This is a genomic window from Amycolatopsis balhimycina FH 1894, assembly GCF_000384295.1.
Taxonomy (GTDB): Bacteria; Actinomycetota; Actinomycetes; order Mycobacteriales; family Pseudonocardiaceae; genus Amycolatopsis; species Amycolatopsis balhimycina.
Window position 1 is genome coordinate 495,566 of record NZ_KB913037.1, and the last position, 22,622, is coordinate 518,187.

General features: G+C 72.0%; 21 protein-coding genes and 1 pseudogene. 8 read left to right on the plus strand and 14 right to left on the minus strand.

The features are described from left to right. Positions 1 to 6 precede the first annotated feature (6 nt). Positions 7 to 1,809 carry a proteasome ATPase gene (arc, locus tag A3CE_RS0101380; protein ID WP_026468045.1) on the minus strand — a complete coding sequence of 601 codons (1,803 nt, stop codon included), beginning with the start codon at positions 1,807 to 1,809 and terminating at the stop codon, positions 7 to 9. A gap of 365 nt (positions 1,810 to 2,174) precedes the next feature. On the opposite strand from arc, the gene A3CE_RS0101385 reads away from it, so the two are divergent. Both A3CE_RS0101385 and A3CE_RS0101390 read left to right on the plus strand, forming a co-directional pair. Continuing rightward, entirely contained in the window at positions 2,175 to 3,029 is an 855-nt protein-coding gene (locus A3CE_RS0101385; RefSeq protein WP_020638272.1) for a polyadenylate binding domain-containing protein, read from the plus strand. 13 nt (positions 3,030 to 3,042) lie between these two features. Then, positions 3,043 to 3,495 (plus strand): hypothetical protein, encoded by a 453-nt coding sequence (locus A3CE_RS0101390; protein ID WP_020638273.1) that lies wholly within the window; start codon positions 3,043 to 3,045, stop codon positions 3,493 to 3,495. Here A3CE_RS0101390 and A3CE_RS0101395 read toward each other — a convergent pair. From A3CE_RS0101395 to A3CE_RS49785, 3 genes and pseudogenes are all read right to left on the minus strand, one after another. Then, positions 3,492 to 4,274: a pentapeptide repeat-containing protein gene (locus A3CE_RS0101395; protein ID WP_020638274.1), complete on the minus strand. Its 783-nt coding sequence runs from the start codon at positions 4,272 to 4,274 to the stop codon at positions 3,492 to 3,494. The genes A3CE_RS0101390 and A3CE_RS0101395 overlap by 4 nt on opposite strands. Positions 4,275 to 4,279: 5 nt before the next feature. After that, on the minus strand, positions 4,280 to 5,110 hold the full coding sequence (locus A3CE_RS0101400; protein WP_026468046.1) for a tRNA (adenine-N1)-methyltransferase: 831 nt from the start codon (positions 5,108 to 5,110) through the stop codon (positions 4,280 to 4,282). 105 nt (positions 5,111 to 5,215) lie between these two features. Then, positions 5,216 to 6,368, minus strand: a pseudogene (locus tag A3CE_RS49785) (M50 family metallopeptidase). A 163-nt stretch (positions 6,369 to 6,531) separates the two neighbouring features. Here A3CE_RS49785 and A3CE_RS0101410 point away from each other — a divergent pair. The 3 genes from A3CE_RS0101410 to A3CE_RS0101420 all read left to right on the plus strand — a co-directional run bounded on the left by A3CE_RS0101410 (position 6,532) and on the right by A3CE_RS0101420 (position 9,225). Then, positions 6,532 to 7,434 (plus strand): RecB family exonuclease, encoded by a 903-nt coding sequence (locus tag A3CE_RS0101410; RefSeq protein WP_020638277.1) that lies wholly within the window; start codon positions 6,532 to 6,534, stop codon positions 7,432 to 7,434. Then, the gene (locus tag A3CE_RS0101415; RefSeq protein WP_020638278.1) at positions 7,434 to 8,225 is read left to right on the plus strand and encodes a thioesterase family protein; all 792 of its coding nucleotides are present in this window, start codon (positions 7,434 to 7,436) and stop codon (positions 8,223 to 8,225) included. Before A3CE_RS0101410 ends, A3CE_RS0101415 begins: the two co-directional genes overlap by 1 nt. A gap of 64 nt (positions 8,226 to 8,289) precedes the next feature. Then, positions 8,290 to 9,225 carry a ParA family protein gene (locus A3CE_RS0101420; protein WP_020638279.1) on the plus strand — a complete coding sequence of 312 codons (936 nt, stop codon included), beginning with the start codon at positions 8,290 to 8,292 and terminating at the stop codon, positions 9,223 to 9,225. Positions 9,226 to 9,282: 57 nt separating this feature from the next. On the opposite strand, the gene hisG is transcribed toward A3CE_RS0101420, so the two are convergent. From hisG to metH, 6 genes are all read right to left on the minus strand, one after another. After that, positions 9,283 to 10,128 (minus strand): ATP phosphoribosyltransferase, encoded by an 846-nt coding sequence (gene hisG, locus A3CE_RS0101425; RefSeq protein ID WP_026468047.1) that lies wholly within the window; start codon positions 10,126 to 10,128, stop codon positions 9,283 to 9,285. 50 nt (positions 10,129 to 10,178) lie between these two features. Then, complete coding sequence (locus A3CE_RS0101430) at positions 10,179 to 10,442, minus strand: phosphoribosyl-ATP diphosphatase (RefSeq protein WP_020638281.1); 264 nt, start codon at positions 10,440 to 10,442, stop codon at positions 10,179 to 10,181. A gap of 102 nt (positions 10,443 to 10,544) precedes the next feature. Next, positions 10,545 to 11,030, minus strand: coding sequence for a methylated-DNA--[protein]-cysteine S-methyltransferase (locus A3CE_RS0101435; RefSeq protein WP_020638282.1), 486 nt, complete (start codon positions 11,028 to 11,030; stop codon positions 10,545 to 10,547). A 17-nt stretch (positions 11,031 to 11,047) separates the two neighbouring features. Further along, positions 11,048 to 12,511, minus strand: coding sequence for an AlkA N-terminal domain-containing protein (locus tag A3CE_RS0101440; RefSeq protein WP_020638283.1), 1,464 nt, complete (start codon positions 12,509 to 12,511; stop codon positions 11,048 to 11,050). 59 nt (positions 12,512 to 12,570) lie between these two features. After that, entirely contained in the window at positions 12,571 to 13,203 is a 633-nt protein-coding gene (locus tag A3CE_RS0101445; RefSeq protein WP_245589767.1) for an HAD family hydrolase, read from the minus strand. Between the two features lie 47 nt (positions 13,204 to 13,250). Next, complete coding sequence (metH, locus tag A3CE_RS0101450; protein WP_020638285.1) at positions 13,251 to 16,814, minus strand: methionine synthase; 3,564 nt, start codon at positions 16,812 to 16,814, stop codon at positions 13,251 to 13,253. 38 nt (positions 16,815 to 16,852) lie between these two features. On the opposite strand from metH, the gene A3CE_RS0101455 reads away from it, so the two are divergent. Next, a complete protein-coding gene (locus A3CE_RS0101455; protein ID WP_020638286.1) occupies positions 16,853 to 17,758 on the plus strand; it encodes a PAC2 family protein in 906 nt (301 codons plus the stop codon). A gap of 1 nt (position 17,759) precedes the next feature. Here the strand turns inward: A3CE_RS0101455 and A3CE_RS0101460 are convergent, their stop codons facing one another. Beyond that, positions 17,760 to 18,704 (minus strand): phosphotriesterase family protein, encoded by a 945-nt coding sequence (locus tag A3CE_RS0101460; protein WP_020638287.1) that lies wholly within the window; start codon positions 18,702 to 18,704, stop codon positions 17,760 to 17,762. 38 nt (positions 18,705 to 18,742) lie between these two features. On the opposite strand from A3CE_RS0101460, the gene A3CE_RS0101465 reads away from it, so the two are divergent. Continuing rightward, entirely contained in the window at positions 18,743 to 19,288 is a 546-nt protein-coding gene (locus A3CE_RS0101465) for a CGNR zinc finger domain-containing protein (RefSeq protein ID WP_020638288.1), read from the plus strand. Between the two features lie 54 nt (positions 19,289 to 19,342). Here the strand turns inward: A3CE_RS0101465 and A3CE_RS0101470 are convergent, their stop codons facing one another. From A3CE_RS0101470 to A3CE_RS0101480, 3 genes are read right to left on the minus strand one after another with little or no spacing between them, the layout of a single operon-like run. Next, a complete protein-coding gene (locus tag A3CE_RS0101470; protein ID WP_020638289.1) occupies positions 19,343 to 20,176 on the minus strand; it encodes a metallophosphoesterase family protein in 834 nt (277 codons plus the stop codon). After that, positions 20,140 to 21,414, minus strand: a complete 1,275-nt coding sequence (locus A3CE_RS0101475) for an MFS transporter (protein WP_020638290.1) — start codon at positions 21,412 to 21,414, stop codon at positions 20,140 to 20,142. Before A3CE_RS0101475 ends, A3CE_RS0101470 begins: the two co-directional genes overlap by 37 nt. Then, positions 21,411 to 21,998, minus strand: a complete 588-nt coding sequence (locus tag A3CE_RS0101480) for an ArsR/SmtB family transcription factor (protein ID WP_020638291.1) — start codon at positions 21,996 to 21,998, stop codon at positions 21,411 to 21,413. Before A3CE_RS0101480 ends, A3CE_RS0101475 begins: the two co-directional genes overlap by 4 nt. A 146-nt stretch (positions 21,999 to 22,144) precedes the next feature. Between A3CE_RS0101480 and A3CE_RS0101485 the strand changes: the two genes are divergently transcribed. Beyond that, positions 22,145 to 22,621 carry a MarR family winged helix-turn-helix transcriptional regulator gene (locus A3CE_RS0101485; protein WP_020638292.1) on the plus strand — a complete coding sequence of 159 codons (477 nt, stop codon included), beginning with the start codon at positions 22,145 to 22,147 and terminating at the stop codon, positions 22,619 to 22,621. Position 22,622 lies beyond the last annotated feature (1 nt).

Genomic DNA, 22,622 nt, shown 5'->3' on the forward strand with positions numbered 1-22,622 from the left:
TCGGAACTACAGGTACTGACCGGTGTTCGTGGCGGTGTCGATCGCCCGCCCCGAGTCCTGGTTCTTGCCGGTGACGAGCGTGCGGATGTAGACGATCCGCTCGCCCTTCTTGCCGGAGATCCGGGCCCAGTCGTCCGGGTTGGTGGTGTTGGGCAGGTCCTCGTTCTCCGCGAACTCGTCGACGATCGCGTCCAGCAGGTGCTGCACGCGGAGACCCGGCTGCTGGGTCTCCAGCACCGACTTGATCGCCGACTTCTTCGCCCGGTCCACGATGTTCTGGATCATCGCGCCCGAGTTGAAGTCACGGAAGTACAGGACTTCCTTGTCCCCGTTGGCGTAGGTCACCTCGAGGAACCGGTTCTCGTCGCTCTCCTCGTACATGCGCTCGACGGTGTGCTGGATCATCGCGTCGAACGTCGCCTTGGCGTCGCCGCCGAACTCGGCGAGGTCGTCGGCGTGGATCGGCAGGCCTTCGGCCAGGTACTTGGAGAAGATGTCCTTCGCGCCTTCGGCGTCCGGACGCTCGATCTTGATCTTGACGTCGAGCCGGCCCGGCCGCAGGATCGCCGGGTCGATCATGTCTTCGCGGTTGGAGGCGCCGATGACGATGACGTTCTCCAGGCCTTCGACACCGTCGATTTCCGACAGCAGCTGCGGCACGATCGTGGTCTCCACGTCGGACGACACGCCCGACCCACGGGTCCGGAAGATCGAGTCCATCTCGTCGAAGAACACGATCACCGGGGTACCCTCGGAGGCCTTCTCCCGCGCCCGCTGGAAGATCAGGCGGATGTGCCGCTCGGTCTCCCCGACGAACTTGTTGAGCAGCTCGGGACCCTTGATGTTCAGGAAGTAGGACTTCCCGTCCTCGTTGTCGCCCCGTGCCGCGGCCACCTTCTTGGCCAGCGAGTTCGCCACCGCCTTGGCGATGAGCGTCTTGCCGCAGCCCGGCGGGCCGTAGAGCAGGACGCCCTTGGGCGGCCGCAGCTGGTACTCCTGGTACAGGTCGGCATGCAGGAACGGCAGCTCGACCGCGTCCCTGATCTGCTCGATCTGCCGGGTGAGGCCACCGATGTCCTCGTAGCGGACGTCGGGCACCTCCTCCAGCACCAGGTCCTCGACCTCCGCCTTCGGCACGCGCTCGTACGCGTAGCCGGCCTTGGAGTCGACCAGCAGCGAGTCGCCCGGCTTGAGCGGCTGCTCCGCCAGCAGATCGGAGAGCAGGACCACCCGCTCTTCGTCCGCGTGCCCGACCACCAGTGCGCGAAGGCTGCCGCCCTCGACGTCGGCGGCGAGCACCTCACGCAACGCGCACACCTCACCGACGCGTTCGAAGCCGCCGGCCTCGACCACCGTGAGCGCCTCGTTGAGCCGCAGCGCCTGACCACGGCGCAACGACGAGAGCTCGACCGCGGGTGAAACCGACACCCGCATCTTCCGGCCGGCCGTGAAGACGTCCACCGTGTTGTCCTCGTACGCCTCGACGAAGACGCCGTACCCGGACGGTGGCTGGGCCAGCCTGTCGACCTCCTCGCGGAGTGCGAGGAGCTGTCCTCGCGCTTCGCGCAGGGTTTCGACCAGTTTGGTGTTGCGCTCGGTGAGCTGGCTCACCCTTTCCGAGGCCTCGGCGAGTCGCTGTTCGAGAACTCGGTTCTGCCTTGGCGAGTCGGTCAGTTTGCGGCGCAGCAGCGCCACTTCCTCCTCGAGAAAACGGATCTGCCGAGCTTGCTCGTCCGCCGTCGTCCCAGCTCCGGATGTTGCTGAAGGGTCGGCCTCCTCGCGCCGACCTCCGGGAAGGTCATGATGCATCGGGCACCTCCTCGGAGTGCTTTTCATTCCACGGTACCGGCGATCACCGACAAGAAAAGCCCTTTCCGCATCACAAGATCGGCGCGTCGCGGTTTCTGAGCCTCCCCCAGCACGGACATTCCCGCAGCGCAAGCGGCCATTTCGGTGCCGTGGCGATGGTGCGAGACGGGTCCGGGCGTGCCGGGGCGAAGCAAGCACGACGGGAGTACCCCGCCGCCGGGGCCGCCAACCCTGCGGGATCCGGGCAATTCCGGCCAGTTCCGCCCTAACCGCGCGGTGGGCGGCCCCGGTGGCTAGCATCGGGCCGACGCCGGACCGGAAGTCAGGCCCGGGTCACGTCGAAGGAACGCTAGGGGGCACCACTCATGACCTACCCGCCGCAGCAACCGGGCGGTTACGGCCGGCAGCCCGGCGGCTACGGGCAGCAGCCCGGGCCCTACGGTCAACCGCAGCCGGGCGGTTACCCCCAGAGCGGGCCCCAGCCGCAGCCGGGCTACGGCGGCACCCAGCAGTTCGGGCAGCCCGATCCGTACGGGCAGCCCCAGCAGGGCGGTTACCCACCCCAGACGGGCCCTCAGCCCCAGCAGGGCCACCCCCAGTACGGGCAGCAGGACCAGTGGGGCCAGCCGCAGCAGGGCTTCGGCGGCTACGACCCGTACGGCGGCGGTGGCTTCGGCGACGCTCCCCCGCCCAAGAAGAAGAAAACCGGGCTCATCATCGCCATCGCGGCGGGCGCGGTGGTCCTCGTCGGCGGCGGCGTGACGGCGCTGGCCCTCACGAACAGCGGCGGCGAGCAGGCCGCGGCACCGCCCGCGAGCAGCAGTTCCGCGGCGCCGACGACCGTGCCGAAGGCGTCCACCCCCAAGCCGAAGAGCACCGCGCCGACCAGCCCGACGTCGAAGAGCAGCAAGCCCGCGGGCGGCCCGGCCCCCGGCGGCAAGCCGAGCTCGCGGGAGCTGTTCGATTCGACGATCTCCGCCTACAACGCGAGTGACGAGAAGTCCCTCGCCGACACCATCTGCCGGAGCGTCTTCGAAGGCACCACCGGCGACATCCCGAAGGTCACGGTGAAGCTGACCGGCACGCCCCAGGACAGCGGGGACAAGTCCACCGTGCGCTACTCGGCCACCGACGGCAGCAAGACCAAGATCGGCACGATGTCGGCGCGGAAGGAATCCGGGCTGTGGTGCCTGTCCAACGTGCAGGCGGACGGCTCGTGAGCCCCCGCAGGCGGTGAACCGCGTCTTCGCCGCCGGGCTGGTCCTGCTCGGCGTGGCCGGCGCGGGTGTCGTGCTGGGCCTGCTGCTCGTCGCCCCGGGTGGCGCCCCGCCCACACCGTCGAGCAAGACCGGCCAGGTGCCGACCCGCTCGTCGCCACCGCCCGTACCCGACGCGGCCGACACGGCGGCGGTGAGCGTGCTGGCCAAGGCGATCGTCGACGCGATCGCCCGGCACGACTCGGCGGCGTTCGGCAAGCTCACCTGCCGCCCGCAGACCGCCGAAGCCCTGGCGAGGCTGCAGCGGATGTGGGACGCGGCCGGCCCGGTCACCGCGACGCTCCCCCGGCCGCCCGAGGTGCGCGGCGAGTCGGCGACGGCGGTGGTCCACGTCGAGGCGGCGGGCGGCACCAAGGACACGCCCTTCCCGCTGCACAAGGAGACCGGCCACTGGTGCGTGCCGGGCTAAGCGGGCGGTGTGAAGCCCTCCGGCAGGCGGGTGGTGCCGTCGGTGCGGGCCCCGGTCAGGTCCGCGTCCGTCAGGTCGGCGCCGGTGAGGTCGGCGCCGCGCAGATCCGCGTCCCGCAGGAGCGTGCCGGTCAGGGTCGCGCCGGCGAGGTTCGCGTTCCGCAGCACCGCGCCCTCGAGGTTCGCTCCCACGAAACAGACCCGCGGAATCGCGAAGCCGGTCAGGTCGGCGCCCCGGAGGTCGACTCGCTCCAGCTCGGACCCCGCGCCCGGTTCGATCATCCCGCCACGGCCCAGTGCCGCGACCGCGGCCGCGACGTCGTCGGCCAGACCGCCTTCGCGGCGGGCCGTTCCGGGCTGCCAGGGCGCCCGGAAGCAGATGAAGGACGTGAGCAGCGCGTGGACGTGCCCGCGATAGCGGGGATCGAGGTCGGCCAGCTGCTCCAGCGCGTAGACGGCGCCCTGCCGGGTCGGCACCTGCTCCGCGCCGAGCTGGTCGATCGCCTTCGTGAACAGGTCGATCGACCGGCTGTCCCGGTTCAGCTGCAGCTGCCGGGACGTCAGGAGCGCACCCAGCCCGACGCCCGCCAGGGCCAAGAGGCCGCCGAGCGCCTGCAACAGCGTGGCGCGGACGTCGTTGACGGCCTTCAGCCGGTCTACCGGTCCCAGTCCCGACGCGGTCCCGACGAGCCAGGACGGCACGAAGACCACGCAAAGCACCGCGAGGCCGGTCACGACGGCCGCCGCCACCGTGAACCCGGCCTTCCGGCGCGGAGACACCCCGGCTAGCCCTTGCCCTTGCTCGGCCGGCGGGACACCCGCGGGGACACGGTGCCGTCCGCCAACCGGCGCGCGGTGAGCAGGAACGCCGTGTGCGCGACCATCCGGTGGTCCGGGCGGACCGCCAGGCCCACCACGTGCCACGGGCGCATCAGCGTCTCCCACGACTCCGGCTCGGTCCAGCACTGCTGTTCGCGCAGCGACTCGGTGACGCGCGAGAGCTGCGTCACTGTCGCGACGTACACCGTCAGCACGCCGCCCGGCACGAGGTGGGCGGCCACGTTCGGCAGCTGCTCCCACGGGGCCAGCATGTCCAGCACGACCCGGTCGACCTCGCCCTCGTGCGAGGCCAGGTCGGCGACCGTCAGCGACCAGTTGGCCGGTTTCTCGCCGAAGAACTTCACGACGTTCCGCTCGGCGTGCTCGGCGTGGTCGTCGCGGATCTCGTAGGAGTGCACCTGCCCGGCCGGGCCGACCGCGCGCAGCAGCGAACACGTCAGCGCGCCGGAGCCGGCCCCGGCTTCGAGCACGCGGGCGCCCGGGAAGATGTCGCCCCACATCACGATCTGCGCGGCGTCCTTCGGGTAGATCACCTGCGCGCCGCGGGGCATCGAGAGCACGTAGTCCGGCAGCAGCGGGCGCAGCGCCAGGTAGGTCGACCCGCCCGCGGAGGTGACGACCGACCCTTCGGGACGGCCGATCAGGTCGTCGTGGGCCAAGCCGCCGCGGTGGGTGTGGTACTCACCGCCGTCGGCCAGCGTCAGGGTGTAGTGCCGCCCCTTCGAGTCGGTCAACTGCACCCGATCACCCGCGCGAAACGGTCCGCTGACCGACAACACTTCCTCCTGTACTGTGCCGTTCGTTACCAATCGGCTGCTTTTGTCGACTCAGTAACCCGTTTGGCCGACGCCAGATCTTCGCAGGCCGCGCGGGCCGGGGCCTCAGCGGGTACGGCGGTTCAGCGCGGCACGCAGGTCGTCCCGGCGCAGCACGCCCGCCGGGCGGCCCTCGTCGTCGACCACGAGGAACTGCCACGCCGGGGTCTCGCGGACCCGCTCGACGACGTCCTCCCCGGGCTCCGACGCCAGGAGCACGGTCTCGGCCCGGATCGGCTCGGCCGCCAGTTCGGCGGGCGCGTGCGGCGACGTGCTCGCGAGCCGCTCCGCGGCGCCCTCGTCGAGGAGCCCGGCCGCCACTCCGTCGGCGCGGACCAGCACCACGCCCCGGCCGGCGGAGGCGGCCAGCGCGTCCGACACCGGGCTCTCGGCCGGCAGCTGCAGCACCGGCCGGACGAGTTCGCCGAGGACGAGACCCTCCGGCCACGTCCGGCGTGTCTCGGCGGCCAGTTCCGACCGCGCGCCCAGGATCACGAACCACGCCGTGACGACGCAGACACCCAGCCGCAGCCACCGGTCCGGGCTCGCCGTCGCCAGGCCCCACAGCGCCCACACGAGCAGGCCCGCCGCCACGACCGCGCCGCCGGCGACCGCGGCGCGCGTCCCCTTCGCGCGAGTGCCGGTGACCGCCCAGACACCGGCGCGGACCAGCCTGCCGCCGTCCAAGGGCAGTCCGGGCAGCAGGTTGAACACGCCGACGGCGAGGTTCGCCACCGCGCATTCGGCCACCAGGAGCCAGACCGCGCCGTCCGGGGGGGACGGCGAACATCAGGAGACCGCAGAACCCGCCGAGCAGCAGCGACACCGCGGGGCCGGCCGCGGCGACCAGACCTTCGTCGCCGGGCCGTTTCGGCGTGCGGGCCACTTCGGACAGGCCGCCGAGCAGGAACAGGCGCAGCCGCCGCACGGGGATCCCCAGCCGCAGCGCGACCAGGCAGTGCCCGAGCTCGTGGGCGAGCACCGACAGACCCAGCAGCAGCGCGAACGCGCCCGCCAGCAGCCACGACGTCGGCGCCGTGGCGTCCGGCAGCAGCCGTCCGACGAGCGGCGCGTACAGCACGACGACGATCAGCGAGCCGATCCACCAGGACGGCGCCAGCAGCACCGGCACCCCGGCGACCCGGAACAGCAGGAGGCCGCCGTCCGGGAGGACGGCCCGCCGGGTGCCCCCGGTGCCCTGCTCACTGGTCGCGGCCATCCCGAGAGCCTAGAGCCCCCGGTGTGGGTAGCGGGTGATCCGGCCCCGGTGGTGTCGCGACCGGACGACACACGTACCGGGATGGACGACACGTCCGGTGCGGGACGAGGTGGCGGGCGTTGCGGTCGCCGGAACTGTCGGACCCCGGCGTTACGCTCTGCCCATGCCCGACGCCGACACTGTGACCACCGGCCCGCCCACCGCTTCCGCCGTCGCCACCGAGGTACGGCGGCGGCCCGCGTTGTCGCCGTCACGGGCCAGTGACTTCAAGCAGTGCCCGCTGCTCTACCGGTTCCGCGCGGTGGACCGGCTGCCGGAGGTCCCGACCAAGGCCCAGCTGCGCGGCACGCTCGTCCACTCGGTCCTGGAGCGGCTGTTCGCGCTGCCCGCCGCCGACCGCGTCCCGCCGCGGGCTCGCGAGCTGCTCGGCCCGGCGTGGACGGACCTGTCCGCGGACCGTCCGGAGTGGACCGAGCTGTTCGACGGCGAGAAGCCCGGCGACCACGAGGAATGGCTGCGGTCGGCGGAAAAGCTGCTGGACGCCTACTTCGAGCTGGAGGACCCGCGCCGGCTCGAACCGGAGGCCTGCGAGCTGCACGTCGAGATCGAGCTCGGCTCCGGCGTCCTGCTGCGCGGCTACATCGACCGGCTCGACGTCGCGCCGACCGGCGAGATCCGGGTCGTGGACTACAAGACCGGCGCCGCGCCGCGCGAAATCGGCGAGGCCAAGGCGATGTTCCAGATGAAGTTCTACGCCGTGGTGCTGTGGCGGCTGCGCGGGATCGTGCCCCGCCAGCTCAAGCTCATGTACCTGACCGACGGCCAGTCCCTCGCCTACACGCCCGACGAAGCCGAGCTGCTCCGCTTCGAGCGCACGCTGGAAGCCATCTGGCAGGCCATCCTCAAGGCGGGCAAGACGGGCGACTTCCGGCCGAACAAGAGCAAGCTGTGCAACTGGTGCGACCACCAGGCGCACTGCCCCGAGTACGGCGGCACGCCGCCGGAATACCCCGGCTGGCCGGAGCCCGACGCGGGCGACGAGACACCGCTGGACCGGGCGGACTGATGGCCGACGCCTTCTACGTCCCGCTCGGCGGCGGCCGGTTCTCCGCGACCGGGCACACGGCCGGGCCGTGGACCCCGGACGCCCAGCACTTCGGCCCGCCGTCGGCGTTGCTGGTCCACGCCCTCGAAAACGTCGAACAGACGCACCCGGCGGAGCTGGCCAGGGTGACGGTCGAGATCCTCGGCCCGGCCCCGGTCGCCGAACTCACCGTGCGGGCCCGCGTGGAACGGCCCGGCCGGTCGGTCGAACTGCTGCAGGCCGAGCTGGTGAGCGCGGATCGCGTCGTGGCGCGAGCCTCGGCGTGGCGGATCGCGACGGCGGACACGGCGGAGATCGCCACCGACGCCGGCCCGCTGCTGCCGTCACCGGGCAGCGTCGGCGAGTCGCCGTGGCCGGAGGGCTGGCAGGGCGGCTACCTCGACGCGGTGGAGTGGCGCGCGGTGCGCGGCGGCATGGACGTCCCGGGGCCGGCGGCGGTGTGGGCGCGCCAGCGTGTCCCGCTGGTCGACGGCGAGGAACCGAGCGGCCTGCAGCGGCTGTTCACGGTCGCCGACTCCGGCAACGGCGTGTCGAACTACCTCGACCCGCGGAAGTGGTGGTTCATCAACGCCGAGCTGACCGTGCACCTGCGGCGGACGCCGTCCGGGGAGTGGATCGGCCTGGACGCGGTCACGCTGGTCGGGCGGCACGGCGCCGGCACGGCGACGAGCATCCTGCACGACGCGGACGGCCCGGTGGCCACCGGCGCCCAGGCGCTGATGGTCCGGCCGCGACAGGCCGGGGGCGGATAGCCACCCAGAACGGGCCCGCATCCAATAACCTTCGCGGAACGACCGACTTGAGGAGCGCTCCGGCATGCAGATCACCTCGGTGGTCAACCAGAAAGGCGGGGTCGGCAAGACCTCACTGAGCGTCGGCACCGCGGCGGCCCTGGCCGAGCGGGGCCGGCGGGTGCTGCTGGTCGACCTCGACCCGCAGGGCCACGCGACGACCGAGATGCTCGGGTTGTCCGAGGTCCCCCCGGACCGGCCGAGCCTGGCGAAAGCGCTGGCCAAGACGTGGAAGGGCCCGATCGAGGAGATCGTCGTCCCGCACCCGCGCAGCAATCTCGGCAAGGGCGGCGCGCTCGACGTCGTGCCGACGTCGCCGGGGATGTTCGACCTGATCCGGCGGCTCGACTCGTTCCGCGTGCCCGGCTGGCAGCTCGCCCGGGTCATTCAGTTCGCCAACTACGACCACTGCGTCATCGACTGCCCGCCGGCGCTGGACGTGCTGACGAACAACGCGCTGGCGGCGTCGCACGGCATCCTGGTGCCGGTCCAGCCGGACAAGACGAGCATCCGCGCGCTGCGGCTGCTGGCGGACCAGGTCCGGTACGTCGAGCAGACGGTCGGCCGTCCGTCGCTGTCGTGGTTCGGCCTGGTGCCGAGCCTGTACCGGCGGCCGATCTCGCACTACGCGGCCGCGGCGCTGCAGGAGATGTACGACTTCGGCATCCCGATGCTCTCGCACCTGCCGCTGGGCGTGGTGATGAACGAAGCGGCCGCGCACGGCGTCCCGGTGACGACGTACGCCCCGGAGACGTTGCAGGCGCTGTCGTTCCGCGAGATCGCGACGACGCTGGACGGCTACCTGGAGCAGAACCAGGCGCCGGCCGTCGTGCCCGCCGACGAGGAGTTCGTCTTCGAGGACTTCATCTCGGAGGTGGCGGTGGCCCGCAACGTCAACGACAACGGGGCTCGCAAAGGCCTGTACGACCTGCTGCCGAAGAAACCCCACCGCCCGCGCTGACCGGTCGTGAGTTCAGGCGGGTTCTAACCCGCCTGAACACTCACGACCGGCGGCAGGTCAGAGGCGGCAGGACCGGATGTCCGACGCCAGGATCGCCTTCGTGCCGACCTCGGCCAGCTCGTCCATGATCCGGTTGACCTCCTTGCGCGGCACCATCGCCCGCACCGCGACCCAGTCTTCCTGGGCGAGCGGGGCGACCGTCGGCGACTCCAAGCCCGGCGTGATGGCGATCGCGCGCTCGAGCAGCGAGCGCGGGCAGTCGTAGTCCAGCATCATGTACTGCTGCGCGAACACGACCCCGCGCAGGCGCGCGGCCAGCTGCGTCTTCGCCTTACTCTCCTCGGTGCCCCGGCGCTTCAGCAGCACCGCTTCCGACACGCAGATCGGGTCGCCGAACGCGACCAGGTTGTGCTGCCGCAGCGACCGGCCGGACTCGACGACGTCCGCGATCGCGTCCGCCACGCCGAGCTGGATCGAGATCTCCACCGCGCCGTCGAGACGGATCACCTCGGCCTCGACGCCGTGGCGGGCGAGGTCGTCGCGGACCAGCCGCGGGTACGACGTCGCCAGCCGCTTGCCGTGCAGGTCCGCCGGCTTCCAGTCCCGCCCGGCCGGGGCCGCGTAGCGGAACGTCGAGCCGCCGAAGCCGAGCGCCTGGACCTCTTCGACCGGGGCGCCGGAGTCGAGCGCGAGGTCGCGGCCGGTGATGCCGAGGTCCAGCTCGCCGGAGCCGACGTAGATGGCGATGTCCTTGGGGCGCAGGAAGAAGAACTCGACCTCGTTGACCGGGTCGAGCACGGTCAGGTCGCGCTGCTCATGCCGCTTGCGGTAGCCCGCCTCGCCGAGCATCTCCGTCGCCGCGGCGGCGAGGGCTCCCTTGTTCGGCACGGCAACACGCAGCATTTCGCTCTTCTCCTCGATCGTCGCCCGGTCCAGCACCGGGCGTAACCCCGTCACAGGTAGCGGTAGACGTCCTCGGCCGACAGGCCGCGGCCGAGCATCAGCACCTGCACCCGGTACAGCAGCTGGGAGATCTCCTCGGCGAGGCGCTCGTCGGACTCGTGCTCGGCGGCGATCCACACCTCGCCGGCTTCCTCGAGCACTTTCTTGCCCTGGGCGTGCACCCCGGCGTCGAGGGCGACGACGGTGCCGGACCCGTCGGGACGGGTACGCGCGCGCTCGGCAAGCTCCGCGAACAGCTCATCGAAGGTCTTCACGGTCCGGAATCCTTCCATCCCGGACCGGGCCCTGGCGCCCCGCCCCGCCCCGGATGCTGCCGATCTCACACCACCGTGGACGCCGGTTCCCACGAGCTGGGATCAAAAGAGCGCGCCCTGCTCGAAATCCAGCAGGTAGCGCTTGCACTCGAGACCGCCGCCGTAGCCGGTCAGCGAGCCGTTCGCGCCGACCACCCGGTGGCACGGCACGATGATGCCGATCGGGTTCTTGCCGTTGGCCAGCCCGACCGCGCGCGACGCCGCCGGGTTGCCGAGCCGGTCGGCCAGCTCGCCGTACGAGATCGTCGTGCCGTAGGGGATCTTGCGCAGCTGCGCCCAGACCAGCTGCTGGAACGGGGTGCCCGCGAAGGCCAGCGGTACCTCGAACTCGTGGCGCTGCCCGGCGAAGTACTCCTTCAGTTCGGTTTCGGCGAGCGCGAAGATGTCGGCGCCGGGATCGTTCGAGCCGAAGGTCAGCTCGTCCGGGCGGTGACGCTGGTCGACCATGTAGAGGCCGCAGAGCGCGTCGCCCTCGGCGACCAGCGTCAACGGGCCACACGGGCTGTCGACGACGGCGTGGGTACGCATCATTTCTCCTGTCGGGTTCATGCCGCGGGCATCCGGTTGATCGCGTGATCGCCGGTGGCCCACAGGTGCTGGGTGGCGTAGGCGCGCCACGGCCGCCACGCCGCGGACCGGGCGATGACGGCGGCCTGGCCGCCGAGGCCGAGGGTTTCCGCCGCGTACTTGATGCCGAGGTCGGTGGGGAGGAACGCGTCCGGGTCGCCCAGCGCCCGCATCGCGATGCTCTCGACCGTCCACGGCCCGAAGCCGGGCAACGCGCCCAGCGCGGCCCGGGCCGCCTCCCAGTCGCTGCCCGCGCTGAGGTCGAGGCCGTCCGTCAGCGCCGAGACCAGCCCGAGCAGCGTGCGACGGCGGCTGCGCGGCATGGCCAGGGTCTCGGGGTCCAGCGCACCTAGGGCCTCGGGCGAGGGGAACAGGTGGGTCAGGCCGCCTTCGGGGTCGTCGACCGGCTCGCCGTGCGCGACGACGAGCCGCGCGGCGTGGGTCCGCGCCGCCGCCGTCGAGACCTGCTGTCCCAGCACGGCGCGCACGGCGAACTCGGGCCCGTCGACCGTGCGCGGGACGCGGCGACCGGGTGCGGCCGCGACGAGCGGCGCGAGCAGCGGGTCGGTGGCGAGCTGGTCGTCGACGGCGACCGGGTCGGCGTCGAGGTCGAGCAGGCGACGGCACCGGCTGGTGGCGGCGGGCAGGTCGCGGAGGTCGGCCAGGGTGAGCCGGCAGGCGATGTGGCCGTCATCCGGCCGCAGCGAGACGACGCCGTGGCCGTGCGGCAGCCGCAGCGTCCGGCGGTAGGCACCGTCGCGCCACTCCTCGACGCCCGGCACGCCGGTCGCCACCAGGTGCCCGAACAGGTTGTCCGGGCACAGCGGCTTCCGGTAGGGCAGCCGCAGGACGAGCGCCCCGGCCGCGGCCGACGGCGTGCCCTTCGCGCGCTGCCGCAGTTCGGTCGGCGACAGGGCGAACACCTCGCGGACGGTGTCGTTGAACGTCCGGATGCTGCCGAACCCGGCGGCCAGGGCCAGCTCGGTCATCGGCAGGGCGGTCGTCTCGATCAGGATCCGCGCGGTCTGCGCGCGCTGGGCCCGCGCCAGCGCAAGCGGCCCGGCACCGAGTTCGGCGAACACCTGGCGCTCGACCTGCCGGACGCTGTAGCCGAGGCGGGCGGCGAGGCCGTGGACGCCTTCGGTGTCGACGACGCCGTCGGCGATCAGCCGCATCGCCCGCGCCACCAGGTCGGCGCGCTCGTTCCACAGGGGCGAACCGGGGCTGGCGTCGGGGCGGCAGCGCTTGCAGGCGCGGAACCCGGCCTGCTGGGCAGCCGCGGCGCTCGGGTAGAAGCTCATGTTGCGCGGCTTGGGCGGCACCACCGGGCAGCTGGGCCGGCAGTAGATCTTCGTCGTCAGGACGGCGGTGTAGAACCACCCGTCGAACCGGGCGTCCTTCGCCTGCACGGCCCGCACGCACCGTTCGAAGTCCTCATGCACCCCGTCAGCATCGCGGACTCCGGCGACCCGGGGCTAGCGGAAATGCGACATGGTGGTGCTCAGCCGAGCAGGGCCGCCAGCGCCGGCACGTCGATGCCCACCAGCGAGTCGCGGAACACCCGCCGCTCCCCCGCTTCGACGGGGACGTCGTTGGGGATGACCAAGACCGTGCAGCCCGCCGCGACGGCGGACGCGGTGCCCGGCGGCGAGTCCTCGACCGCGACGCACCGCTCGGGCGAAACGCCCAGCAGCTCCGCGCCCTTGAGGTACGGGCGCGGGTGCGGCTTGTTGAACCCCTCGACCTCGTCCCCGCACACCGTGACGTCGAAGAACTCGCGGCCGATCGTGTTCAGCGCGAGCTCGGTCAGGTCGCGCTCGGTGGAGGTGATCAGCGCCGAGCGCAGGCCCGCCTCGCGGACCGCCGTCAGGGCTTCGCGCGCGCCCGGGCGCCACGGCAGCTCGTCGTCGAACAGGCCCGCCGTGCGGCGGCGGATTTCCTCGCCCGTGGAAGCAATCGCCTCGGGCGTCACCGGGAGACCGGCCACCTCGAGGAGGTACGCCGAGGTGTCGTCCATGTTGGACCCGACGAGCGTCATGCGCTGTTCCTCGGAAAGCTTGCCGCCGAGCCATTCCGCCGTCTCGTACAGCGCGATGTCCCACAGCTTCTCGGAATCGACGAGTGTGCCGTCCATGTCCCACAGCACGGCATCGAGTCCGTCCACAGTGGATCCTCCAGGGTCTAGGTGTTGAAGTACTTGGCTTCCGGGTGGTGGCAGACGATCGCGTCGGTCGACTGCTCGGGGTGCAGCTGGAACTCCTCGGACAGCTTCACGCCGATCCGGCCCGGCTCGAGCAGCGCGACGATCTTCGCCCGGTCCTCGAGATCGGGACAGGCGCCGTAGCCCAGTGAGAACCTCGCCCCACGGTAGCCGAGCTTGAAGAAGTCCTCGACGTCGTCGGGGTCCTCTGAGGCGACCGCCACACCGCCGGGGAAGGTCAGCTCCTGCCTGATGCGGCAGTGCCAGTACTCGGCCAGTGCCTCGGCGAGCTGGACGCCGAGGCCGTGGACCTCGAGGTAGTCGCGGTAGGCGTTGGCCGCGAACAGTTCGTTCGCGTAGTCGGCGATGGGCTGGCCCATGGTGACGACGGTGAAGGGCACGACGTCAACGACACCGTCTGAGGCGAACTCGCGGGGCCGGTAGAAGTCGGCCAGGCACAGCCGCCGGTCACGGCGCTGGCGCGGGAAGGTGAACCGCAGCCGCTCCGGCGCGTCGAGTGAGGGTTCGGCCAGCACGACGAGGTCGTCACCCTCGGCGTGGCACGGGAAGTAGCCGTAGACGACGGCCGCGTGGGCCAGGACGCCGTCGGCGGTCAGCCGGTCGAGCCAGTACCGCAGCCGCGGCCGGCCTTCGGACTCGACGAGTTCGTCGTACGTCGGCCCGGCGCCGCCGCGGGCGCCTTTGAGGCCCCATTGGCCCATGAAGGTCGCCCGCTCGTCGAGCATCGCGGCGTAGTCGGCGAGCGCGACGCCCTTGACCACCCGCGAACCCCAGAACGGCGGCGTCGGCAGCGGGACGTCGGTGGCGACGTCCGACCGCGCGGGTGGCGGCCCTTCGAGCGCTTCCGCCGAGGCCGCGCGGGCTTTGCGCACCTCGGCGATCCGCAGCGAGCGTTCGCGGCGTTCCTTGCGCTCCTGACGCTTCTTCTCCGCGTCGGCGTCCACCAGCGGCGATTCGCCGCGCTTGGCGGCCATGATCGCGTCCATCAGCCGCAGCCCCTCGAACGCGTCCCGCGCGTAGCGGACGTCGCCGAGGTACAGCTCGCTCAGGTCGTTCTCCACGTAGGACCGGGTGAGCGCGGCGCCGCCGAGCAGCACCGGCCAGCGCGCGGAGACGCCCCGGGAGTTCATCTCCTGGAGGTTCTCCTTCATGATCACCGTGGACTTGACCAGCAGCCCGGACATCCCGATCGCGTCGGCACCGTTCTCCTGCGCCGCGTCGAGGATGGTCGTGATCGGCTGCTTGATGCCGAGGTTGACGACCTCGTAGCCGTTGTTGGACAGGATGATGTCGACGAGGTTCTTGCCGATGTCGTGCACGTCGCCGCGGACGGTGGCCAGCACGATCCGGCCCTTGCCCGAATCGTCGTCTTTCTCCATGTGCGGCTCGAGGTGCGCGACGGCGGCCTTCATCACTTCGGCGGACTGCAGCACGAACGGCAGCTGCATCTGGCCCGAGCCGAACAGCTCGCCGACGGTCTTCATGCCGGACAGCAGGGTGTCGTTGATGATCTGCAGGGCGGGCCGCTGCTTCAGAGCCGCGTCGAGGTCGTCGGTGAGGCCGGTGCGCTCGCCGTCGACGATCCGGCGCTCCAGGCGTTCGAACAGCGGCAACGCGGCCAGCTCCTCGGCGCGCGACGCCTTCGAGGACGCCGCGCTGACGCCTTCGAACAGGGCCATCAGTTCCTGCAGCGGGTCGTAGCCCTCGCGACGGCGGTCGTAGAGGAGGTCGAGGGCGACCGCGCGCTGGTCGTCGGGGATCCGCGCCATCGGGAGGATCTTCGACGCGTGCACGATCGCGGTGTCCAGCCCGGCCTGGACGCACTCGTGCAGGAACACCGAGTTGAGCACCTGCCGCGCGGCCGGGTTGAGGCCGAAGGAGATGTTGGACAACCCCAGCGTGGTCTGCACCTCGGGGTGCCGGCGCTTGATCTCGCGGATCGCCTCGATCGTCTCGATGCCGTCGCGACGCGACTCCTCCTGGCCGGTGGCGATGGTGAAGGTCAGCGCGTCGATGATGACGTCGGAGGTGCGCAGGCCCCAGTTCCCGGTGATGTCCTCGATCAGCCGGGTCGCGATCGCGGCCTTCTTCTCCGCGGTCCGTGCTTGGCCTTCCTCGTCGATGGTCAGGGCGACGACGGCCGCGCCGAACTCGCTGACCAGCGCCATGACCTGGGCGAACCGGGACTCCGGGCCGTCGCCGTCCTCGTAGTTGACGGAGTTGACCGCGCACCGGCCGCCCAGGCGCTCCAGCCCGGCCCGCAGGACCGGCACCTCGGTGGAGTCGAGCATGATCGGCAGGGTCGACGCCGTGGCCAGGCGCCCGGCCAGCTCGGCCATGTCGGCGGCGCCGTCGCGGCCGACGTAGTCGACGCACAGGTCGAGCAGGTGGGCGCCGTCGCGGGTCTGCTCGCGGGCGATCTCGACGCAGTCGTCAAAATGACCCGCGAGCATCGCGGTGCGGAACGCCTTGGAGCCGTTGGCGTTGGTGCGCTCGCCGATCATCAGCACGCTGGCGTCCTGCTTGAACGGCACCGCCTGGTAGAGCGACGACACGCCCGGCTCGGGCCGGGGCCGCCGGGGCACCGGTTTCGTCTCGGAGACGGCCGCGGCGAGCTGCCGGATGTGTTCGTCGGTCGTGCCGCAGCAGCCACCGACCAGGCCGACGCCGAACTCGCGGACGAACCCGGTCAGCGCCGCCACCAGGGCTTCCGGGCCGAGCGGGTAGACCGCCCCGCCCGGGCCCAGCTCCGGCAGGCCGGCGTTCGGCATCACCGACAGCGGCACCCGGGCGTGCTTGGCGAGCTGCCGCAGGTGCTCGCTCATCTCGGCCGGGCCGGTGGCGCAGTTGAGCCCGATGACGTCGATGCCGAGCGGCTCCAGCGCGGCCAGTGCCGCGCCGACCTCGGTGCCGAGCAGCATGGTGCCGGTCGTTTCGACGGTGATCGAAGCGAGGATCGGCACGTGCCGCCCTTCGGCGGCCATCGCCCGCTTCGCGCCGACGATCGACGCCTTCGTCTGCAGGATGTCTTGGGTGGTCTCGACGATCACCGCGTCGGCGCCGCCGGCCAGCAGGCCCCGGACCTCTTCGGCGTAGGCGTCACGCAGCGTGGTGAACGGCGCGTGCCCGAGCGTCGGGAGCTTCGTGCCCGGGCCGACCGAGCCGAGCACGAACCGCGGGCGGTCCGGCGTCGCGAACTCGTCGGCGGTCTCGCGGGCCAGCCGCGCGCCGGCCTCGGAGAGTTCGAAGATCCGCTCGGTGATGTCGTACTCGGCGAAATTGGCGAAATTGGCCCCGAAAGTGTTCGTTTCGACCGCGTCCGCACCGGCCTCGAGGTACCCGCGGTGGACCGAGCGGACCACGTCCGGGCGTGTCACGTTGAGGATCTCGTTGCAGCCCTCCAGGCCGCCGAAGTCGGCCAGGCTCAGGTCGTGGGCCTGCAGGGCGGTGCCCATCGCCCCGTCGGCCACCAGGACGCGCGAGCGCAGGGCATCGAGGAACGGCGACGACAGGCGATCGGACATGCTGAACAGCGTAAGGCCGGTGGTCGTAGGCTGGTCCGGTGAGTGAGCCCGTCGACGAGACCCCGCGGCCGCCCGGCGACCGCCCCGAACCCTCCCGGCCGCTGATGGTGGTCGCCTTCGAAGGCTGGAACGACGCAGGTGACGCGGCCAGCCGGGCGGTCGAGCACCTGCAGCTGAACTGGGACGCCACGCAGCTGGCGGAACTGGAGCCCGACGACTACTACGACTTCCAGGTCAGCCGCCCGACCGTCCGGATGGTGGACGGCGTCACTCGCCGGGTGGACTGGCCGACCACGACGCTCTCGGTGTGCCGTCCCGACGGCTTCGACCGCGACGTGGTCCTCGTCCAGGGCCCCGAGCCGAACATGCGCTGGCGCGCGTTCTGCGCCGAGCTGCTGAAGCACATCGAGCAGCTGAACGTCGCGACGGTCGTGACGCTGGGGGCGCTGCTCGCCGACACCGCGCACACCCGGCCGGTCCCGGTCACCGGGACGGCGTACGACAAGGACACCGCCTCGCTCTACGGGCTCGACCTGAACAACTACCAGGGCCCCACCGGCATCGTCGGCATCCTGCAGGACTACTGCGTGCAGGCGGGCATCCCGGCCGTCTCGATCTGGGCGGCGGTGCCGCACTACGTGTCGCACCCGCCGTCCCCGAAGGCGACGCTGGCCCTGCTGCACAAGCTGGAGGACATCCTCGACGTCGAGATCCCGCTCGGGGCGCTGCCGGAGCAGTCCGAGGAGTGGCAGCGCACGGTCAGCGAGATGGCCGACGAGGACGAAGAGATCAGCGAGTACGTCCGCAGCCTCGAAGAGCGCGGCGACGCCCAGAGCGAGGTCGCCGAGCAGGACGTCAGCGGCGACAAGATCGCCGCCGAGTTCGAGCGGTACCTCCGCCGCCGCGGCCGGGGCGGCGGCCAGGAAGGCTTCGGCCTGCGCTGAGTCACTTGCGCCAGCTGGTGGCGAACGCCCGGGCGGGGTTCGCCACCAGCATGGCCGTGACGAGGTCGCCGCCGAGCCGCTTGGTCAGCCGCGGCACGAGCGTGGTCAGCAGGTAACGCATCCCCGGGCCTTCGGCGGCGTAGCGGGCCGCGGCCGTCGTCGTGTCTCCGCCGAGCAGGAGCTGACCGCCGTGCCCGGCCGCGACCAGTGCCTCCAAGCCGTCCGCGAGCCGCCAGTCGGTCGCGTGGTTGGCACGGGACGGGCCGTCGAAGGCCAGGAACACGCCGGTTTCGGCGATCTCGCGCTGGACCCTCGGGTCCGGGTTGCGGTTGAGGTGGCCGAGGATCACCCGGTCGGGTGGCACGCCCAGCTTCTCGCACAGCAGGTCGGCGACTTCGAGGCCCGCGGTGCCCAATTCCAGGTGAACGGCGATCGGCGCACCCGTCTCGTCGTGCGCCACCGCGGCGGCCGTCAGCGTCAGCCGCGCGTGGGAGTCGACCCCGTGGTAGCCGCCGGCGACCTTGATCAGCCCGGCGCGCGGCCCGGTCCGCGGTTCGTGGGGCAGGTCGGTGGGCGGAGTGCCTTCGACCAGGTCGTCGACGAAGACCCGGACAAGGTCGTCGACCACCCCGTTCAGCACGGCCGGCGAGTAGTGCGCGGCCCGGTGGAGGCCGGTGGCCGCCACCACGTGCATCCCCAGTTCCTCGGCCATCCAGGCCAGCTTGTGGGTCCGGCGCCCGAGGCCGAACGGTGTCCACTGCACGACAGCCGCCCCACCCATCCCCTGGAAGCCCAGGAGGTCTTCGATCGCGAGCGTCGGGTCGTCCAGCTCCTGGCCCGGCAGCAGCTTCGAGGCGAAGAAGAGGTGGTCGTGCGAGTTCGTCACGCCCAGTTCGGCGGGATCGATGTCCCCCAGCACCGTGCGGACCTTGGGTTCCCCGGTCACGATCGCGAGTGTAACGCCTCAACCGTTACGATGGCGAGGTGCCCGACGACTTCCGCCTCGACATGGGGGCGCCCTGGCTGAACCTGCTCGCCACCCGCGGCCGCCACTTCGGGCCGCAGCCGGTCGAACGGATCCCGACGGTCGAGCGGCTGCGTGACTGGCTCGCCCAGGTTGAACTGACGCCACTCGCGCCGGTCACGTACGCCGACCTGCGCACGGCCCACCGGCTCCGCGAGATCCTACGCGAACTCGCACTGGGCGCGACCGACGGGGTTCCGCCGAGAGCCGACCAGGTGAGCCCGCTGACGGCCTTCCTCAAGACCGAGCCGGTCCACCTCGCCGCGCTCGACCGGCTGCACCGCAGCGCCCCCGCGACCGCCGGCGACGCGCTCGGCCGGCTGGCGCACCAAGCCGCGGACTGGCTCACCGGACCGCTGCGGGCGGACCTGCGGGCGTGCCCCGAGCAGGACTGCCGCGGTGTCTTCGCCGATCCGGGCGGGCGGCGTCGCTGGTGTCCCTCCCCCGCCTGCGCCAGCCGGGGCCGCGTGCGCGCGCTCAGGGAGCGGCGGCGCGACGGATCATGAGCGCCCGTTCCATGAGGGGCACCCTCATGGACTTGAGAACCATGAGGGTGCCCCTCATGACGGCCAGAGGATGCGGCGCATCGGCACCGCGCCCCGCGCCCGCTTCCGCCACTCCCGCGGATAGCCCAGCGAGACCTCTTCGAAGCGGACGCCGTCGGCCTCGGTGGTGCGCGGGATGTGCAGGTGGCCGTAGACGGCGATCTCCGCGCGGTAGCGGACGTGCCAGTCCTCGGTCTTCGTGGTGCCGCACCACAGCGCGAACTCCGGCCAGTACAGCGGCGCCGTGGGGTGCCGGTGCAGCGGCCAGTGCGACATCAGGATCGTGCCGTGGTCCTCGGGGATCGCGTCGAGGCGTTCGGTGCTGATCTTGAGCCGGTCCGCGCACCACGCCTGCCGGCTCGGGTACGGGTCGGGGTGCAGGAAGTACTCGTCCGTGCACACCACACCGGCCTCCCTGGCCTGGCGCAGGGCCTCCTGAAGGGACTTGCCCGCCGCCTCCGGGGTCCGCCAGCTGTAGTCGTAGAGCAAGAACAGCGGCGCGATCGTCAGCGGCCGCGTGCCGTGCCGCCAGACCGGGAACTCGTCCTCCGGCGTCAGCACGCCGATCTCGCGGCACTGCTCGACGAGATACTCGTAGCGAGCCTGGCCCCGCAGCTGGCACTCGTCGTTCTTCGTCGTCCACAGCTCGTGGTTGCCCGGGACCCAGACGACCTTCGCGAACCGGTCGCGCAGGGTCTTCAACGTCCCGATGGTCGCTTCGGCCAGCTCGGCGACGTCACCGGCGACGAGCAGCCAGTCTTCGGGCGTCTCCGGGACGACTCCGTCGAGGATCGGGCCGTTGCCCTCATGGGTCACGTGGAGGTCGCTCGTGGCGAAGAGGTGCGGCACCCCTCCACCGTAACCACCGCGGGGGCGGGGGCCTCGCGAAACCTGCGGTTCCCCCGGGTTCCCGGCCCGAGCGCGACGATTCCGGCGAGGACGTAGACGCCGGCCTGGACGTTCAGTAACAGCGCCGGGCCGGTCGTGGCGACCAGGGTGCCCGCCAGCAGCGCGCCGGCGGTGGTGAACGTGGCGACGAGGGCGAACGTCGTGCTCAGCACCCGCCCGGCGCGCCCGGGCGCGACCGCGCTCTGGACTTCCGACAGCACTCCGGCGCCGACGACCACGCCGGGGGCGCCCGCCAGCACGAACAACCCGACGTACACACCCAGCGCCGTCGTGACCGCGGAGAGGTTCCAGATCACCGCGGACACCAGGCCGAGCACGATCGAACCCCAGCCGAGCAGCGCGGCGGGCGCCACCCGCCGCGCCACGGTGGCCAGGGCGAACCCGGCGGCGAGCCCGCCGAGGGCCTGCACGCCCCGCAGCAGCCCGGCGTCGGCTTCGCTGCCGCCGAGCACGTCCAGGACGTACACCACGAACAGCACCAGGAACATGCCCTGGGCCAGCGAGGTGAACACCAGCGCGAGCCCGGTGCGCCACAGGCGCCGGTTGTGCGTCAGCTCCCGCAGGCCGTCCAGCCAGGCGCGCACCACCGGTTCCCGCGCCGCGGCCGGCGCCGGGGCACTGACCCGGCGGAACGGCTTGGCCAGCAGTGCCGCCGCCACCACGAGGACGGCCAGGTAGCCGGTGATGACGTCCGCGAGCCCGCCGAAGCCCAGCAGCGCGCCGCCCGCCCAGCCGCCGGCCAGCCGGGCGACGCTGCCGTTGACGCTCATCGGCCCGTTGGCGCCGGTCACTTCCCCGACGCCGACCAGTTCCGGGACCAGCGCGTTGCGCGCGGGTTCGAACACCGACGCCAGCGACGCCTGCGCGGCCATCACCGCGTACACCACGACGACGCCGGGTTCGGCCAGCAGCGGGAGCGCCACGACGGCGAGCCCGCAGCAGACGCCGAACAGCACCGCCCGGCGGTTCCACCGGTCCGCGACGACGCCCGCGACCGGGCTCAGCAGCACCGCGGGCAGCAGGCCGAGCACGATGCTCAGTGCCGTCGTCGCGGCGGAACCGGTGCGCTGGAAGACGTAGACCGGCAACGCCACCTGCAGCATCCACTCGGCCGTCTCACCGAAGAAGGCGGCCACCCACAACCGGGCGAACGCCGGAACCCCCAGCAGCTGCTTCATTCCTCCGCCTTCCCCGAGTGTTCGATGCGCGGGAACGCCCGCAGGCCGACGTGCACCGGGCGCGCGTCCGGCGGCGCGTCGGTCCGGATGGCGCCGACGTACGGACGGACCAGCGCGTCGATCGCTTCGGTCAGCCGGGTCAGCTCCGCCGGCGTGACGCGCAGGGCGTAGGTCGACAGCCCGGTCGCGGCGCGCCAGGCCGGGTCGAGGTCGTCGAGCGAGTCCAGGTACCGCTGGGTCAGCTCCTGCTCGTGGGTCAGCGTCGCGCCGACCATGCCCAGCTGCGCGGCCCGGTGCGCCGGGTCGTCCGCGAGCTCCCCCATCTCCAGGCCGACCTGCCGGGCGCGCCACGGCCGTTCGCGACCGTCCTCGGCCTCGGCCCGCTCGACCAGGCCGTACTGCGCGAGCTGCCGCAGGTGCCAGCTGCAGTTGGACGCCGTCGAGCCGACCGCCTCGGCGCACTCGCTCGCGGTGCGCGGGCCGACGGCGGTGAGGTGGTTCAGCAGCGCCGACCGCAGCGGGTGCGCCAGGGCACGCAGCAGCTCGACGTCCTCGATCCGCTTGCGCGGCGGCAGCTCGGCCATCGGTGCCCCAATCTGAAAGCTCTCTTTCGAAAGTACTCTTTCATAGTTCGTCCCGCCTGCGGGTTTGTCAACCGGGTCCGCTATCGTTCGCAGGGCAGTGACTGCCCGGAGCAGTGACTGCGTCGTCACCCGACCTTGGATGGACGTTGCCCGACCAGCGCGAACTCGCCACCGCCGCCGCCCTCGCCCTCCCCCGGTTCGTGGGCTCGACCGCGCTCTTCCACGCGGCGGTCGCCGAGCGGATGGCCGTCACCCCGACCGAGCTACACTGCCTGCACCTGCTGCACGGCGGCGTCAGCGACTCCCCGACCGAGCTCGCCCGGCTGCTCGGGATGTCCACGGGCGCGTTCACCCGGCTGCTCGACCGGATGGAACGGAACCGGCTCGCCGAACGCGCCCCCGATCCCGCCGACCGCCGCCGGCTCGTCGTCCGGCCCCTGCCCGACCGGATGGCCGAACTCGCCGAGCTGTACGCGCCGATGGCCCGGTTCGTCGGCGACCGGCTCGCCCGCTTCGACCGCCGGCAGCTCACGGCGTTGCTCGAGTTCCTCACCGACGGCACCGCGGCGGCCGAACGGTCGACCATGCAGCTGCCGGATGTGACCCAGGCCATATCGAGTTGAC